General features: G+C 66.2%; 14 protein-coding genes and 2 pseudogenes. 8 read left to right on the top strand and 8 right to left on the bottom strand.

What is annotated here, in order from left to right:
- Positions 1 to 3: 3 nt before the first annotated feature.
- On the top strand, positions 4 to 906 hold the full coding sequence (gene argB / locus ACZ5R1_RS22625) for an acetylglutamate kinase (RefSeq protein WP_007160051.1): 903 nt from the start codon (positions 4 to 6) through the stop codon (positions 904 to 906).
- Between the two features lie 60 nt (positions 907 to 966).
- Here argB and ACZ5R1_RS22620 read toward each other — a convergent pair whose 3' ends face one another.
- The 4 genes from ACZ5R1_RS22620 to pyrE all read right to left on the bottom strand — a co-directional run bounded on the left by ACZ5R1_RS22620 (position 967) and on the right by pyrE (position 3,901).
- Entirely contained in the window at positions 967 to 1,818 is an 852-nt protein-coding gene (locus ACZ5R1_RS22620) for an urea carboxylase-associated family protein (RefSeq protein WP_286731981.1), read from the bottom strand.
- 15 nt (positions 1,819 to 1,833) lie between these two features.
- Positions 1,834 to 2,499, bottom strand: coding sequence for a GntR family transcriptional regulator (locus tag ACZ5R1_RS22615; protein WP_042134856.1), 666 nt, complete (start codon positions 2,497 to 2,499; stop codon positions 1,834 to 1,836).
- 146 nt (positions 2,500 to 2,645) lie between these two features.
- Positions 2,646 to 3,242 carry a DUF4124 domain-containing protein gene (locus ACZ5R1_RS22610; protein ID WP_464712737.1) on the bottom strand — a complete coding sequence of 199 codons (597 nt, stop codon included), beginning with the start codon at positions 3,240 to 3,242 and terminating at the stop codon, positions 2,646 to 2,648.
- A 17-nt stretch (positions 3,243 to 3,259) separates the two neighbouring features.
- Complete coding sequence (gene pyrE / locus ACZ5R1_RS22605) at positions 3,260 to 3,901, bottom strand: orotate phosphoribosyltransferase (RefSeq protein WP_115946252.1); 642 nt, start codon at positions 3,899 to 3,901, stop codon at positions 3,260 to 3,262.
- Between the two features lie 80 nt (positions 3,902 to 3,981).
- On the opposite strand from pyrE, the gene ACZ5R1_RS22600 reads away from it, so the two are divergent.
- Positions 3,982 to 4,761: an exodeoxyribonuclease III gene (locus ACZ5R1_RS22600; RefSeq protein WP_007160046.1), complete on the top strand. Its 780-nt coding sequence runs from the start codon at positions 3,982 to 3,984 to the stop codon at positions 4,759 to 4,761.
- Between the two features lie 58 nt (positions 4,762 to 4,819).
- Here the strand turns inward: ACZ5R1_RS22600 and ACZ5R1_RS22595 are convergent, their stop codons facing one another.
- From ACZ5R1_RS22595 to ACZ5R1_RS22585, 3 genes and pseudogenes are all read right to left on the bottom strand, one after another.
- Positions 4,820 to 5,248: a universal stress protein gene (locus tag ACZ5R1_RS22595; protein WP_007160045.1), complete on the bottom strand. Its 429-nt coding sequence runs from the start codon at positions 5,246 to 5,248 to the stop codon at positions 4,820 to 4,822.
- 81 nt (positions 5,249 to 5,329) lie between these two features.
- Positions 5,330 to 5,806: pseudogene (locus tag ACZ5R1_RS22590) on the bottom strand (methyl-accepting chemotaxis protein); the annotation flags it as partial.
- Between the two features lie 159 nt (positions 5,807 to 5,965).
- Positions 5,966 to 6,598 (bottom strand): annotated as a pseudogene (locus ACZ5R1_RS22585) (PAS domain-containing protein); the annotation flags it as partial.
- Between the two features lie 304 nt (positions 6,599 to 6,902).
- Between ACZ5R1_RS22585 and glyA the strand changes: the two are divergent.
- The 6 genes from glyA to purU all read left to right on the top strand — a co-directional run bounded on the left by glyA (position 6,903) and on the right by purU (position 14,415).
- Positions 6,903 to 8,156 (top strand): serine hydroxymethyltransferase, encoded by a 1,254-nt coding sequence (glyA, locus tag ACZ5R1_RS22580; protein WP_027598628.1) that lies wholly within the window; start codon positions 6,903 to 6,905, stop codon positions 8,154 to 8,156.
- Positions 8,157 to 8,235: 79 nt separating this feature from the next.
- On the top strand, positions 8,236 to 9,486 hold the full coding sequence (locus ACZ5R1_RS22575; protein ID WP_017639231.1) for a sarcosine oxidase subunit beta family protein: 1,251 nt from the start codon (positions 8,236 to 8,238) through the stop codon (positions 9,484 to 9,486).
- A gap of 11 nt (positions 9,487 to 9,497) precedes the next feature.
- A complete protein-coding gene (locus ACZ5R1_RS22570) occupies positions 9,498 to 9,797 on the top strand; it encodes a sarcosine oxidase subunit delta (RefSeq protein WP_017639232.1) in 300 nt (99 codons plus the stop codon).
- On the top strand, positions 9,794 to 12,814 hold the full coding sequence (locus ACZ5R1_RS22565) for a sarcosine oxidase subunit alpha (RefSeq protein WP_115946254.1): 3,021 nt from the start codon (positions 9,794 to 9,796) through the stop codon (positions 12,812 to 12,814). Before ACZ5R1_RS22570 ends, ACZ5R1_RS22565 begins: the two co-directional genes overlap by 4 nt.
- A gap of 15 nt (positions 12,815 to 12,829) precedes the next feature.
- Positions 12,830 to 13,459, top strand: coding sequence for a sarcosine oxidase subunit gamma (locus tag ACZ5R1_RS22560; protein ID WP_042134845.1), 630 nt, complete (start codon positions 12,830 to 12,832; stop codon positions 13,457 to 13,459).
- Between the two features lie 98 nt (positions 13,460 to 13,557).
- Positions 13,558 to 14,415: a formyltetrahydrofolate deformylase gene (gene purU, locus ACZ5R1_RS22555; RefSeq protein ID WP_042134842.1), complete on the top strand. Its 858-nt coding sequence runs from the start codon at positions 13,558 to 13,560 to the stop codon at positions 14,413 to 14,415.
- Between the two features lie 275 nt (positions 14,416 to 14,690).
- Here purU and choV read toward each other — a convergent pair whose 3' ends face one another.
- On the bottom strand, positions 14,691 to 15,923 hold the full coding sequence (choV, locus tag ACZ5R1_RS22550; RefSeq protein WP_027598622.1) for a choline ABC transporter ATP-binding protein: 1,233 nt from the start codon (positions 15,921 to 15,923) through the stop codon (positions 14,691 to 14,693).
- Between the last annotated feature and the right edge of the window lies 1 nt (position 15,924).

Genomic DNA, 15,924 nt, shown 5'->3' with positions numbered 1-15,924 from the left:
GCCATGACCCTGAGCCGCGAGGATGCCTCGCACGTCGCCGAGGTGCTGTCCGAGGCGCTGCCCTATATCCGCCGGTTCGTCGGCAAGACGCTGGTGATCAAGTACGGCGGCAACGCCATGGAGAGCGACGAGCTCAAGGCCGGTTTCGCCCGTGACATCGTGCTGATGAAGGCGGTGGGCATCAACCCGGTGGTGGTGCATGGCGGCGGTCCGCAGATCGGCGACCTGCTCAAGCGCCTGTCCATCGAAAGCCACTTCATCGATGGCATGCGCGTCACCGACGCCCAGACCATGGATGTGGTGGAGATGGTGCTGGGCGGCCAGGTCAACAAGGACATCGTCAATCTGATCAACCGCCATGGCGGCAAGGCCATCGGCCTGACCGGCAAGGACGCGGGCCTGATCCGCGCCACCAAGCTCAAGGTCAGCCGGCAGACGCCGGAAATGACCAAGCCGGAGATCATCGACATCGGCCATGTGGGCGAGGTCACCGGGGTCAACACCGACCTGATCAACATGCTGGTGCGTGGCGACTTCATCCCGGTCATCGCGCCCATCGGTGTGGGTCCGGACGGCGAGTCCTACAACATCAACGCCGACCTGGTGGCGGGCAAGGTGGCCGAGGCACTCAAGGCCGAGAAGCTGATGCTGCTGACCAACATCGCCGGTCTGATGGACAAGCAGGGCCAGGTGCTCACCGGGCTGTCCACCGAGCAGGTCAATTCGCTGATCGCCGACGGCACCATCTACGGCGGCATGCTGCCGAAGATCCGCTGCGCGCTGGAAGCGGTGCAGGGCGGCGTGCAGAGCGCCCACATCATCGATGGCCGGGTGCCCAACGCGGTGCTGCTGGAAATCTTCACCGACGTCGGCGTCGGTACCCTGATCTCCAACCGCAAGCGCTGAGCGCTTTCGGTCGGACCAGAAACGGCGCCCCAGGGCGCCGTTTCTATTGCTGGCCCGGATTCAGGACTCCCAACTGGCCTTGGGCAGGGTCAGGCCATGCTGGCCGTTGTAGGCCGCCCGCTTGGGCGATTCCCAACCCTGCAGCAACGCCTCCTCGACCCGGTAGATCTCCACGCCCAACGGGCGGCAGACCTTGAGCGGGTCCTCTGCGTCAGGACCCCACATCGCCAGGGACAGATCGCCGCCCGGGCAGGTGGACAGGGCGCAGAGCACGTCGATCTCGGCGAAGAATTCCAGGTAGTCGCCGGGTTTGGCCGGGCAGGCCTTCATGAAATACAGGTCGTCATGGTTGAGCCCGGTGCACTGGAAGATGTTCAGCACATCGTGGACATCGAACTCGGTGAGACCGTGGGGCAGCACCGCGCGGGTCAGATTCGAGTGGCAGTGGTGGTGGAAGTCCTCGCCGGTGAGCATCTTGTTGACGTAGGGATCGCAGCGGGTGCCGAGCAGATCGTGCAGGCGGCCGCCGTGTTCGTCGATGCCGTAGCCGGCCAGGCTGTCGTCGGTGATGGTCAGCAGCGGACGCAGGAAGGGCAGGTTCGACCAGAGGCGGTCGTAGGTGCTGACGTGGGCCCCCTGCAGTTGCCGGGTACGCGCGGCCCACATGCGTTCGCGTGGGTCCTCGGCGTTCCAGACGTTGAAGTCGCCCACCTGGGGACCGTGCGGGGTGGTGACGCGGAACAGATGGCCCGCCGGGACCTTCCAGGCGCGACCGGTACGGATCGGGATCTCGAATTGCTCGATCAGGGTACGCGCGTCCTTGTCCTCGCGCAGGCGATCGTAGAAGGCCTGGTCGACCTGCAGGGCGGAACCCTGGGTGGACTGGTAGGCGGCGGGGTAGTCCTTGTACATGGGAGGTCTCCTCGGTCAGAGCGGCCTGGCTGCGCTCAGCAGATCCAGCAGCCGGTTTTCGGAATCGTCGAGATAGCTGGCCATGGCCTCGGCCGCCGCCTGGCGCTGTCCGGCGGCGAGCAGGTCGTGGATCTGGCGGTCGCGGATGATCCAGGGCCGCTGGAAGTGCTCCTCGTCGGGCGCGAGGGAAAACAGCAGGCGTATCTGGGCGGCGACGGTGGCGAAGAATTCATCGAACAACGGACTGCCCAGCAGGCCGACGATGTGCTGATGGAAATGCAGGCCATGGGTGCCGAGGGCGCGCCAGTCTTCACGCGACTGCGCCAGTTCGGCGGCCTCCAGGGCGTCCAGCATCCGATCGGACTGGTATTCGCGCAGCGGGCGGCTGGTGAGGATGGCCTGCAGTTCCAGGGTGCGGCGCACGGTAAAGAGGTCGCGCACCTCGGCCAGGCCCAGGCGCCGCACCATCACCCCCTTGTGCCGCACATAGGTGGCCAGGCCCTCGCGATCCAGCTGGTGCAGGGCTTCGCGAATGGTGTTGCGCGAGGCGTTGTAGGCCTTGACCAGTTCAGCCTCGACCAGCGCCGTACCGGGTAGCAGGCGACCGCCGATGATGTCCTCGCGCATTTCCTGCAGCAGCTGAGCCCCCAAGGACAGCGCGCCTGCGTCTTTGCCGCTCATAGGTCTTCAAGCCCGATTGTTCAACAATACGTAGAAAATCGAACTGCACGGTACGTGCCAGAATATGGCGTGAAGAGGCGGCAACCTTGTCGTGCCGCCCAGCATGCCATCGGCGGAGGGGGCCGCCGGCAGTGAACGCAGAAAGGCTAGCGATCCGTGGCCTGAGCCGCTTCTAGGCGCTGCATGCGCGCACGATCGGCGTCGAAGGCTGCGCTGGTGCTGGTGCGCAATTGGGCGTAGCGCTGCAGATCGGCCTGCAGACGCACCTGATCGGCCGCCGCGGCGTCGAGGCGGGCCTGAAGGTCCGCCGGCAGCGCCTGGCCATTGCGCTGCTGCACCGCCGCCTGCTCCATCAACTGGCTCTGCAGCTGGCGTGCCGCCTCAAGGTTAGCCTTCTTGATCTGCATCAGGCCATCGAGCTCTGTCAGCTTGCGCGCCTTGGCGCGGTCGACGTCCTCGACATTGCTGTAGAGCTTGCGCAACTGGCCATCGACGACCGCCTGCTGGCGCTCGCGCGCCTGGCGGTCGAGTTCGGCGGCGGGCAGGGCTGGGGCGACCTTGCGGATCACCCGGCCCTGCTCGTTGAGCACGTCATAGCCCTTGCCAGCGTATTCCGGCGGCACGCCCTGGCGGTCGATGACCAGGGTGCCGTTGCGGTCCAGATAGCGGTACAGCTCGGCCGCCTGGCCGGCCAGGGGCAGGGCGATGAGCAACAGGCTGGCAGCGGCGCGACGTACGACCATGGCTGTCTCTCCTGGGGCTAGATGCCGTATTGAGCGCGATAGTCCTGGACGGCGGGGAGGTGACGCTTGAGCTCGGCGTCCTCGGCCAGGTATTCGAGCACCTGATCCAGCGCCACGATGCTGAGCACCGGAATGCCGTAGTCGCGCTCGACTTCCTGGATGGCCGACAATTCGCCGCGGCCACGCTCCTGGCGGTTCAGGGCGATGAGCACCCCGGCCGCACTGGCGCCCTGGCCTTCGATGATCTGCATGACCTCGCGGATGGCGGTGCCGGCGGTGATGACGTCATCGATGATCAGCGCCCGACCGGTCAGGGGCGCGCCCACCAGCAGGCCGCCTTCGCCGTGGTCCTTGGCTTCCTTGCGGTTGAAGCACCAGGGCACGTCGCGGCCGTGGTGATCGACCAGGGCCACCGCCGTGGCCGCGGCCAGGGGGATGCCCTTGTAGGCCGGGCCGAAGAGCACGTCGAAGGGCAGGTTGGCCTGCACCAGCGCATCGGCATAGCAACGGCCGAGCTGGGCCAGGGCCGCACCGCTGTGGAACAGGCCGGCGTTGAAGAAATAGGGGCTGATACGACCCGATTTCAGGGTGAATTCACCAAAGCGCAGAACTCCGCGCTCGATGGCGAAACGAATGAAATTACGCTGATACGCCTGCATATAAGTCCTTGCGCGGCTTGTATTTAGCTAAACCGGTTTAGCTCGGGTATCATACATCCACGATTTTTTGGGGGCCATTTATGCGGATCATCAGCTTGAACGTCAATGGTATTCAGGACGCTGTGGAGCGGGGCCTGTTGCCCTGGCTTAAGGCGCAGAATGCCGACGTGATCTGCTTGCAGGATACGCGCGCCTCTTCTTACGACATGGACGATCCGGCCTATGCGCTGGAGGGTTACATCCTCTATGCCTGCGACGCCGAAGTGCCGTCCCAGGGCGGGGTGGCACTCTATACGCGGGTCCAGCCGAAGGCGGTGATCAGCGGCCTGGGCTTCGAGTCCTGCGATCGCTTCGGTCGCTACCTGCAGGCGGACTTCGACAAGGTCAGCATCGCCAGCCTGCTGCTGCCCTCGGGTAAGCGCGGTGACGAAGACCTGAACATGAAATTCAAGTTCATGGACGACTTCACCCACTACCTGAACAAGCAGCGCCGCAAGCGTCGCGAGTACATCTATTGCGGCTCGCTGTACGTGGCTCACCAGAAGCAGGACGTGAAGAACTGGCGCGACTGCCAGCAGATCCCCGGTTTCCTGGCGCCCGAGCGGGCCTGGATGGACGAGGTGATCGGCAACATGGGCTATGTGGATGCCCTGCGCGAAGTGAGCCGCGAAGGCGACCAGTTCAGCTGGTGGCCGGACAGCGACCAGGCCGAGCACCTCAACCTGGGCTGGCGCTTCGACTACAACATCCTGACCCCGGGTCTGCGCCGCTTCGTCCGCTCGGCGCGCCTGCCACGGCAGCCGCGCTTCTCCGAGCACGCGCCGCTGATCGTCGACTACGACTGGACCCTGAGCATCTGATCCAGACGCTGCTCCAGAACGAAAAAACCAGCCCGAGGGCTGGTTTTTTGTTGGGCGACTATTTCACCAGGATCACCGGCAAGGGCACCTGATGGACCACGCGATGGGCCACCGAGCCGAGCAGCAGGCCGCTGAGCGAGCCCAGGCCGCGGGTGCCCATGACCACGGTGTCCACCTGCAGGCGCCGCGCCGTCTCGCCGATGGTCTCGGCGATGCCGCCGAAGCCCACGTGGGTCTGGGCCTCGATACCGGCTTCGAGCAGGGCCGGGCGCGCCCGGACGAGGATGTCTTCGGCCTTGTCCTGCAGGCTGCCGCGCCATTCGCGCAGGATGCGGTCGTCGAAGGGCGCGCCGTAGATCTCCGGCTCGTTCTGGACGTTGAGCAGGTGCAGCTCCAGCGACAGCCCGGCCTTCACCAGGTCGAGGATGTAGCGCAGGGCGTTGTCGGCGCTGGGGGAACCGTCGTAGGCGACCAGGACATTGTGCATGGGGCATCTCCACGAGAGGGGTATGCCTTCATGCTAGACCCTGGCTGTCAGGGACGCTTGATCCCAATCAAGGCCGCGGCCTCAATGCCCCACCCAGTTGCGCGCGCCCTTGGGAATCACCTCGGATTCGTCCAGCTTGCTGGCGAACATGCTCACGGCTTCCACGGCGTCGCTGGCCCCATCGCGGATCTGCACGATCACCGCACCGGCCTGGTCGGCCAGCTCGACGCCCTTGACCGCTCGACCCTGGGTGCTTTCCATGCTGGCGACCGCCTGCTGGGTCTCGCTCAGGATCCGCCCGATCATCTCGGCGATTTCCGCCGTGGCGCTGCTGGTACGTCCCGCCAGCTGGCGGACCTCGTCGGCGACCACGGCGAAGCCACGCCCCTGGTCACCGGCGCGCGCGGCCTCGATGGCGGCGTTGAGCGCCAGCAGGTTGGTCTGGTCGGCGATGCCGCGGATGGTGTTGACGATGGCGGTGATCTGCTCGGAGCGCTGTCCCAGCTGGCCGATCACCTCGGCGGAGGCGCTGACGTTGTGGGCGATCTCGCGCATCTCGCCGGCGGCCGCCTGGATGATCCGGGTGCCGTGCTCGGCGACCTTCTCGGTCTCGGCGGAGATGTGATAGGCCCGCGAGGCGCTGCGGCTGTCGCTTTCGTGCTTTTCCACCCGCTCGCTTATGTCGCTGGCGTACTTGACCACCTTGTATAGCCGACCGGTGGCGTCGTACACCGGGTTGTAGCTCGCCTCCAGCCAGACCACCCGGCCGTGCTTACCCAGCCGCTTGAACTGGCCGCGAAAGAACTCGCCGGCATTGAGGCGGCGCCAGAAGTCGGCGTATTCACTGCTATTGACCAGGGCCGGCTCGCAGAACAGGCGATGCTGCTGGCCCTGGATCTCCTTGAGGCTGTAGCCCAGGGTGGCCAGGAAATTGTCGTTGGCCGTGAGGATGCGCCCGTCCAGGTCGAATTCGATGCGCGCCAGGGCGCGGTCCAAGGCCTCGAGGTTGCTCTGGGCTTCGCTGTCGCGCTCGACCTGGGCGGTGACGTCGAGGGCGTACTTCACCACCTTGGCGATCCTGCCGCTGCTGTCGGGCACCGGGTTGTAGCTGGCTTCCAGCCAGAGGGTACGGCCCTGGGCGTCCAGGCGGTGGAAGGTGCCGGAAACGAAATCGCCGCGCTTGAGGCGGGCCCAGAAATCGCCATAGTCGCGACCCTGCACCACGTTGGCCGGACAGAGGCGGCGATGGTGCTGACCGACCAGGGTGTCGGCACTATAGCCGGTCAGGCGGAGAAAGTTGTCGTTGGCACGCAGGATGGTGCCGTCGGGATCGAACTCGATCACCGCCATGGACCGCTCCAGCGCCTGGGTCAGGCCCTGGTTGGCGTGCAACTCGGCCTCCAGCCGAGCGATGGTCTTCTTGTGGTGCGCATTGAACATGGCAGAACTCGCTGGCCGGGGGAGAGGTAGTCAGCCTATCGGCGCGGATCGGGGCGACTTGATTGCACGCGGCGAACGGCAGAACTCGGCCGTTGAGTGGCTGTCGCAAACGCGCCGGCCCGGGGCGTAAACAGGCATCTTGGGGTCTGGGGCCGGGCCTACCATCGCGGCCAAGGGGGTGGTTTTCACCGCCACAGACTTTAGGAGCGCCGCGATGTTCAGCAAGCAGGACCAAATCCAGGGCTACGATGATGCGTTGTTCGCCGCCATGGGCGAGGAAGCGCGGCGCCAGGAGCATCACCTGGAACTGATCGCGTCCGAAAACTACACCAGCCAGCGCGTCATGGAAGCCCAGGGCAGCGTGCTGACCAACAAGTACGCCGAAGGCTATCCGGGCAAGCGCTACTACGGTGGCTGCGAGCATGTCGACAAGGTCGAGCAGCTGGCCATCGAGCGCGCCAAGCAGCTGTTCGGCGCCGACTACGCCAACGTCCAGCCGCACTCCGGTTCCCAGGCCAACTCGGCCGTGTACCTGGCGCTGCTGCAGCCTGGCGACACCATCCTGGGCATGAGCCTGGCCCACGGCGGTCACCTGACCCACGGCGCCAAGGTCAGCTCCTCCGGCAAGCTCTATAACGCCGTGCAGTACGGCATCGACACCGACACCGGGCTGATCGACTACGACGAGATCCAGCGTCTGGCCGAAGAGCACAAGCCCAAGATGATCGTGGCGGGTTTCTCCGCCTACTCCAAGACCCTGGACTTCCAGCGCTTCCGCGACATCGCCGACAGCGTGGGTGCCCTGCTGTTCGTCGACATGGCCCACGTGGCCGGTCTGGTCGCCGCCGGGGTCTACCCCAATCCGGTGCCCTTCGCCGACGTGGTGACCACCACCACCCACAAGACCCTGCGCGGCCCCCGAGGCGGCCTGATCCTGTGCAAGGCCAACGCCGACATCGAGAAGAAGCTCAACGCCGCGGTATTCCCGGGGGCCCAGGGCGGTCCGCTGATGCACGTCATCGCCGGCAAGGCGGTGTGCTTCAAGGAAGCCCTCGAGCCGGGCTTCAAGACCTATCAGCAGCAGGTGATCAGGAACGCCCAGGCCATGGCCGGCGTGTTCAAGGCCCGCGGCTTCGACGTGGTCTCCGGTGGCACCGACAACCACCTGTTTCTGGTCAGCCTGATCAAGCAGGGCATCACCGGCAAGGACGCGGACGCCGCCCTGGGGCGCGCCTGCATCACCGTGAACAAGAACGCCGTGCCCAACGATCCCCAGTCGCCCTTCGTGACCTCGGGTCTGCGCATCGGCACTCCGGCCCTGACCACCCGTGGCCTGGGCGTCAGCGAAAGCGAACGCGTCGCCGGCTGGATCTGCGACATCCTCGACCACCTCGGCGATGCCGATGTGGAAGCCCAGGTGGCGCGCCAAGTGGCCGCGCTGTGCCGCGACTACCCGGTTTACCGCTAGTCGCCGCGCGCCTGACGCAACCCTTATCCAACCCCTTTCCCCCTTTGCGGAAAGGGGCGTCGTCTGCAGGAGTCTCCAGATGCAACGCTATTCCGGCTTCGGCCTCTTCAAGCACTCCCTGAGCCATCACGAGAACTGGCAGCGGATGTGGCGCACCCCGACGCCCAAGCCGGTGTACGACGTGGTCATCGTCGGCGGTGGCGGTCATGGCCTGGCCACCGCCTACTACCTCGCCAAGCAGTTCGGCGTGAAGAACGTCGCGGTGATCGAGAAAGGCTGGCTGGGCGGCGGCAACACCGCGCGCAACACCACCATCGTCCGCTCCAACTACCTGTGGGACGAATCGGCGCACCTCTATGAGCACGCCATGAAGCTGTGGGAAGGCCTGTCCCAGGACCTCAACTACAACGTCATGTTCTCCCAGCGCGGCGTCTACAACCTCTGCCACACCCTGCAGGACATGCGCGATTCCGAGCGCCGCGTCAGCGCCAACCGCTTGAACGGCGTGGACGGCGAACTGCTCGACACCCGTCAGGTGGCCGAAGAGATTCCCTACCTGGACTGCAGCAAGAACACCCGCTACCCGATCTTCGGTGCCACCGTGCAGCGCCGCGGCGGCGTGGCCCGTCACGATGCCGTGGCCTGGGGCTTCGCCCGCGCCGCCGACGCCCTGGGCGTCGACCTGATCCAGCAGACCGAGGTCACCGGCTTCCGCAAGCAGGACGGCAAGGTGATCGGCGTGGAAACCAACCGTGGCTTCATCGGCGCCCGCCGCGTCGGCGTGGTCACCGCCGGCAACTCCGGGCACATGGCCAAGCTGGCCGGCTTCCGCCTGCCGCTGGAATCCCACCCGCTGCAGGCGCTGGTGTCCGAGCCGATCAAGCCCATCATCGACAGCGTCATCATGTCCAACGCGGTACACGGCTACATCAGCCAGTCCGACAAGGGCGACCTGGTGATCGGCGCCGGTATCGACAGCTGGGTCGGCTACGGCCAGCGCGGCTCCTACCCGGTGATCGAACACACCCTGCAGGCCATCGTCGAGATGTTCCCGATCCTCTCGCGGGTGCGCATGAACCGCCAGTGGGGCGGCATCGTCGACACCTCGCCCGACGCCTGCCCGATCATTTCCAAGACCCCGGTGGAAAATCTGTTCTTCAACTGCGGCTGGGGTACCGGCGGCTTCAAGGCCACCCCCGGCTCGGGCAACGTCTTCGCGGCGTCCCTGGCCTCCGGCGAGATGCATCCGCTGGCCAAGCCCTTCTCCATCGACCGTTTCCACACCGGCGCGCTGATCGACGAACACGGCGCAGCGGCCGTCGCGCACTAAGGAGCCCGAGCATGTTGTACATCCATTGTCCCCACTGCGGGGAACTGCGCTCCGAAGAAGAATTCCACGCCGCCGGCGAGGCGCACATCCCGCGTCCGCTGGATCCCGAGGCCTGCAGCGACGCGGAGTGGGGCGATTATATGTTCTTCCGCGACAACCCGCGCGGCCTGCGTCACGAGCTGTGGGTCCACGCTTCGGGCTGCCGCCAGTACTTCAACGCGACCCGTAACACCGAGACCTACGAAATTCTCGAAACCTATCCGATCGGCGAGCAACCCCGCTTCACCGCCGAGCGAGGAGAGCGCACATGAGCCAGGTCCATCGACTCACCCAGGGCGGTCGCCTGGACCGCAGCCAGGCCATCACCTTCACCTTCAACGGTCAGACCTACCAGGGCTTCAAGGGTGACACCCTGGCCTCGGCCCTCCTGGCCAACGGCGTCGACGTGATCGGCCGCAGCTTCAAGTACTCCCGGCCGCGCGGCATCGTCGCCGCCGGTGCCGAAGAACCCAACGCCATCATGCAGATCGGCGCCACCGAGGCCACCCAGGTGCCCAACGTGCGGGCCACCCAGCAGGCGCTGTACCAGGGCCTGGTCTCCGCCAGCACCAACGGCTGGCCGAGCGTCAACAACGACCTCATGGGCATCCTCGGCAAGGTCGGCGGCAAGATGATGCCGCCCGGGTTCTACTACAAGACCTTCATGTATCCGCAGAACCTGTGGATGACTTACGAGAAGTACATCCGCAAGGCCGCCGGCCTGGGCCGGGCGCCGACCCAGGTCGATCCGGATACCTACGACAACTTCAACCAGCACTGCGACGTGCTGGTGGTGGGTGGTGGCGCCGCCGGCCTGGCCGCCGCCCTGGCCGCCGGTCGCAGCGGCGCCCGGGTGATCCTGGCCGACGAACAGGAAGAATTCGGTGGCAGCCTGCTGGACAGCCGCGAGCGTCTCGACGGCGCCCCGGCCGCCGACTGGGCCGCCAAGGCCGTGGCCGAGCTGCAGGGCCTGGACAACGTGGTGCTGCTGCCGCGCGCCACGGTCAACGGCTACCACGACCACAACTTCCTCACCATTCACGAGCGACTCACCGATCACCTGGGTGATCGCGCGCCCCATGGCCAGGTGCGTCAGCGCCTGCACCGCGTCCGCGCCACCCGCGTGGTGCTGGCCACCGGCGCCCACGAGCGGCCGCTGGTGTACGCCAACAACGACCTGCCGGGCAACATGGTGGCCGGCGCCGTGTCCACCTACATCCGTCGCTATGCGGTGGCCCCAGGTCAGCGCCTGGTGCTGTCCACCAACAACGATTACGCCTACCGCGTGGCCCTGGACTGGCTCGAAGCCGGTCGCCAGGTAGTGGCAGTCGCCGATGCGCGCCCCAATCCCCGCGGCGCCTGGGTCGAGGAAGTGCGCAAGCGTGGCGTGCGCGTCATGGGCGGTACCGCCGTCAGCGAAGCCCGCGGCAATACCCGGGTGACCGGCGCCAAGATCGCCACCATCGATCTGACCGCCTTCCGTACCCTGGGTGGCGGCGAGTGGCTCGATTGCGACCTCATCGCCACCTCCGGCGGCTACAGCCCGGTGGTCCACCTGGCCTCGCACCTGGGCGGTCGTCCGCTGTGGCGCGATGACATCCAGGCCTTCGTGCCCGGTCCGGCGCCGCAGAAGCGCCTCTGCGCCGGTGGCGTGAATGGCGTCTTCGCCCTGGGCGATGTCCTGGCCGACGGTTTCGAGGCCGGCGCCACCGCCGCGGCCGAAGCCGGTGCCAAGGTGGTCAGCGGCGAGCTGCCCCAGGCCGAATTCCGTCAGGAAGAGCCGAGTCTGGCGCTGTTCCAGGTGCCCCACGACAAGCCGTCGTCGCGTGCCCCCAAGCAGTTCGTCGACCTGCAGAACGACGTGACCGCCGCCGGCATCGAGCTGGCCTGCCGCGAGGGCTTCGAGTCCATCGAGCACGTCAAGCGCTACACCGCCATGGGCTTCGGCACCGACCAGGGCAAGCTGGGCAACATCAACGGTCTGGCCATCGCTGCCCGGGTGCAGAGCAAGGCCATCCCGGAAGTCGGCACCACCATGTTCCGCCCGAACTACACGCCTATCACCTTTGGCGCCATCGCCGGACGGCATTGCGGCCACCTGTTCGAGCCCAAGCGCTACACCGCGCTGCATGCCTGGCACCTCAAGCAGGGCGCGCTGTTCGAGGACGTCGGCCAGTGGAAGCGTCCCTGGTACTTCCCCAAGGCGGGCGAGGACCTGCACGCCGCGGTCAATCGCGAGTGCCTGGCCGTGCGCCGCAGCGTCGGCCTGCTCGACGCCTCGACCCTGGGCAAGATCGACATCCAGGGCAAGGACGCGCGGGAATTCCTCAACCGCGTCTACACCAACGCCTGGACCAAGCTGGACATTGGCAAGGCCCGCTACGGCCTGATGTGCAAGGAAGACGGCATGGTCTTCGACGACGGCGTCACCGCCTGTCTCGCCGACAACCACTTCCTTATGACCACCACCACCGGCGGCGCCGCGCGCGTCTTCGAATGGCTGGAGCTCTACCACCAGACCGAATGGCCGGAACTGGAGGTGTACTTCACCTCGGTCACCGACCACTGGGCGACCCTGACCCTGTCCGGTCCCAACAGCCGCAAGCTGCTGGCCAAGCTGACCGACATCGCTCTGGACAACGCCGCCTTCCCCTTCATGGCCTGGAAGGAAGGCCAGGTGGGCGGGGTACCGGCGCGGGTATTCCGTATCTCCTTCACCGGCGAACTCTCCTACGAGATCAACGTGCCGGCCAACTACGCCATGGGCGTACTCGAGCAGGTGGTCGCGGCGGGCAAGGAATTCGACCTGACCCCCTACGGCACCGAGACCATGCACGTGCTGCGGGCGGAGAAGGGCTTCATCATCATCGGGCAGGACACCGATGGTTCGGTCACGCCCCAGGACCTGGGCATGGGCTGGGCGGTGAGCCTGAACAAGAGCTTCTCCTTCATCGGCAAGCGCGGCATGCATCGCCAGGATTGCGTCCGCGAGAATCGCAAGCAGCTGGTCGGCCTCAAGCCCCTGGATGCCCGCGACGTCCTGCCGGAAGGGGCGCAACTGGTGTTCGAGCGCAACCAGCCGATCCCCATGGACATGGTCGGTCACGTGACCTCCAGCTACCACAGCGCGACCCTGGGCTACGGCTTCGCCATGGCCATGGTCAAGGGTGGCCTGGGCCGCATGGGCCAGACCGTCTACGCCCCGCTGGCCGATGGCCGCTACATCGCTGCCGAGATCGTCTCGCCGGTGTTCTACGACCCCAAGGGTGAGCGGCAGAACGTCGCCTAACGAGGATAGCGCCCCATGAACAACATCAATGTCTACGACCAATACTCCGCCACGGCGCGCGCCGAATCCCCGCTGTTCCACGCCGAGCTGAACAAGCTCGCCGGCCGCGGCCCGGCCACCGCCGGGGTGACCCTGCGCGAGCGGGCCCTGCTGGGGCATCTGGTCCTCCGTGGCGACGCCCATGACGAAGGCTTCACTGGCGCGGTGCAGAGTGTGGTCGGCCTGGAAGTGCCCGGTCCGCTGGCAATCACCCAAAAGGGCGAGAGCTCGCTGCAGTGGCTCGGCCCGGACGAGTGGCTGCTGGTGGTGCCTGGTGGCAGCGAGTTCGCCACCGAGCAGGCCCTGCGCCAGGCCCTGGGCGAGCGCCATGTCGCCATCGTCAACGTCGGCGGCGGCCAGACCCTGGTCGAGCTCAAGGGCCCCAAGGTGCGTGAAGTGCTGATGAAGTCCACCTCCTACGACGTCCATCCGAGCAACTTCCCGGTGGGCAAGGCGGTGGGGACGGTGTTCGCCAAGTCCCAGCTGATGATCCGCCATACCGCGGAAGACACCTGGGAGCTGGTGGTGCGACGCAGCTTCGCCGACTACGTCTGGCTGTGGCTGCAGGACGCGAGCGCCGAGTACGGACTGCGCATCGAGGCCTGATCGGTCGCTGCGTCCAGTCGTTCTCTCGAACCCGACCTGCGTGAGGCGCAGGTCGGGTTTTGTGATTCTGGCTTAATCTCCATGCAAAGGAATTCATCATGAGCCGCACGCCCGATACCTGGATTCTCACCGCCCAGAGCCCGAGTCGCCTCGGCACCGTGGACGTGGTCACGCGCTATCTGTTCGAGCAGGGCTGCTATGTCACCCAGCACCACAGCTTCGACGACCGTGAAGCCCAGCGCTTCTTCATCCGGGTGGAATTCCAGGTACCCAGCGACTTCAACGAAGGCCTGTTCCGCGTCGGTCTGGACCTGCGCTTCACGCCCTTCGACATGACCTTCGAACTGACCCCACCCGGCTATCGTGCCAAGGTCGCCATCATGGTCTCCAAGGCCGACCACTGCCTCAACGACCTGCTCTATCGCCAGCGCATCGGCCAGTTGCCCATGGACGTGGTGGCGGTGATCTCCAACCACCCGGATCTGGAGCCCCTGGCGGCCTGGCACGGCATTCCCTATCACCATTTCCCTCTGGATCCCCAGGACAAGCCGGCCCAGGAGGCCAGGGTCTGGCAGGTGCTGCAGGAGACCGGTGCCGAGCTGGTGATCCTCGCGCGCTACATGCAGGTGCTGTCGCCCGAGCTGTGCCGTCGCCTCGACGGCTGGGCGATCAACATTCACCACTCGCTGCTGCCCGGCTTCAAGGGCGCGCGGCCCTATCACCAGGCCTATGCCAAGGGCGTCAAGCTGGTGGGCGCCACGGCGCACTACATCAACAACGACCTGGACGAAGGCCCCATCATCGCCCAGGGCGTCGAGTCGGTGGACCATGCCCACTACGCCGAGGACCTAGTGGCCCGCGGCCGCGACATCGAGTGCCTGACCCTGGCTCGGGCGGTGGGCTATCACCTGGAACGCCGCGTTTTCCTCAACGCCGGGCGGACGGTGGTGCTCTAGGGTTTTCCACTACTTCTCCAGGCAGGCTGCGAGAGCGCCGAGGCGCTCGCAGCCCGCCTGCCTTGTATTACCTCGATCATCTCCTGGTCGCTCGGCGGCACCGTCAGGCGTTGCCGGGGAAGGCGTCTGCGCGTCTGTTGGCCAGGGTCAAAGGCGTAGCTCAGGGGCACGGGAGGCGGGAGCCTGTCAGGCGAGCCTGCTGGCTCTGCCGGCGATGGAGCAGGAGAGGGGCGCACCCGCCTCTGCAGCGGAGAGGCGGGTGGCGGGGCGGGCGGTCAGCCCGCCTGGGACAGGGTGGAGCGGACCGCGGGCGGGGCGACGTCTTCGCCGGCCTTTTCCAGGTTCTTGCCCAGCAGGGCGTGGTAGAGCTCCTTGTCACCAAGGATGCCCACGGCGCGGCCATCGGTCTCCAGCACCAGCTTGTGCCCGGTGTGGTAGCGGATCTCCAGGGCGTCGCGCATACGGATATCGGCCGGTGCCAGGGTCGGCTGGCGTTGCAGGCTGTTGATCGGCATGCCCGGGGTCCAGCGTTGCAGGGCCAGGCTCTCGCCGCCGCGGCGCAGCGCCTTGACCGTCTGGTTGTCCAGTGCCAGCCAGATGTCGTGGCTGCGCTCCAGGCAGATCTCGTTGCCCTCGCGGCCGCACTTGTCCAAGCCGCGCATCAGGCTGTAGCCGCTGAGCACGTTGAGCGGATTGGTGTGGGCGACGAAGGTGCGCACGTATTCGTCCGCCGGATTGAGCACGATGTCCTCGGGACGACCGTGCTGGATGATGCGACCGTCCTTCATGATGGCGATGTTGGTGCCGATCTTGAGGGCTTCGTCGAGGTCGTGGCTGACGAAGACGATGGTCTTGTTGACCTTGGCCTGCAGTTGCAGCAATTCGTCCTGCAGCTGCTGGCGGATCAGCGGATCGAGAGCGGAGAAGGGCTCGTCCATCAGCAGGATGTCGGCGTCCATGGCCAGGGCGCGGGCCAGGCCGACGCGCTGCTGCATGCCACCGGACAGGGAGTCGGGCTTCTTGTTGCGCCATTGGGTCAGGCCGACCAGCTCCAGCTTCTCCTCGACCAGCTTCTTGCGCTCGGCGGCCGAGCGGCCCTGCATCTCCAGACCGAAGCCGACGTTCTCGGCCACGGTCAGCCAGGGCATCAGGGCGAACTTCTGGAACACCATGGCGATGCGGGTGGTGCGCATGTCCTTGAGCACCGCGGGCGAGCAGTTGGCGATATCCACCTCGCTGCCCTTGTGCTCGATCAGCAGCTTGCCGCGACTCACGGTGTTGAGGCCGTTGATGCAGCGCAGCAGGCTGGACTTGCCCGAGCCGGACAGGCCCATCAGCACGCAGATCTCACCCTTCTGGACCTCCAGGCAGGCGTCTTCGACACCCAGCACCTGGCCGGTCTCCTGGAGGATCTCGCTGCGACCCTTGCCCTGGTCGAGCAGCTCCAAGGCGCGCTTGTTCTGCTTGCCGAAGATGACATCGACATGTTCGAAACGTATGGCGGTCATG

Source organism: Pseudomonas sp. Pso3, from assembly GCF_055393275.1.
Note: the sequence above shows the minus strand (reverse complement) of the source record. Positions and strands in the feature narration are given on the sequence as shown.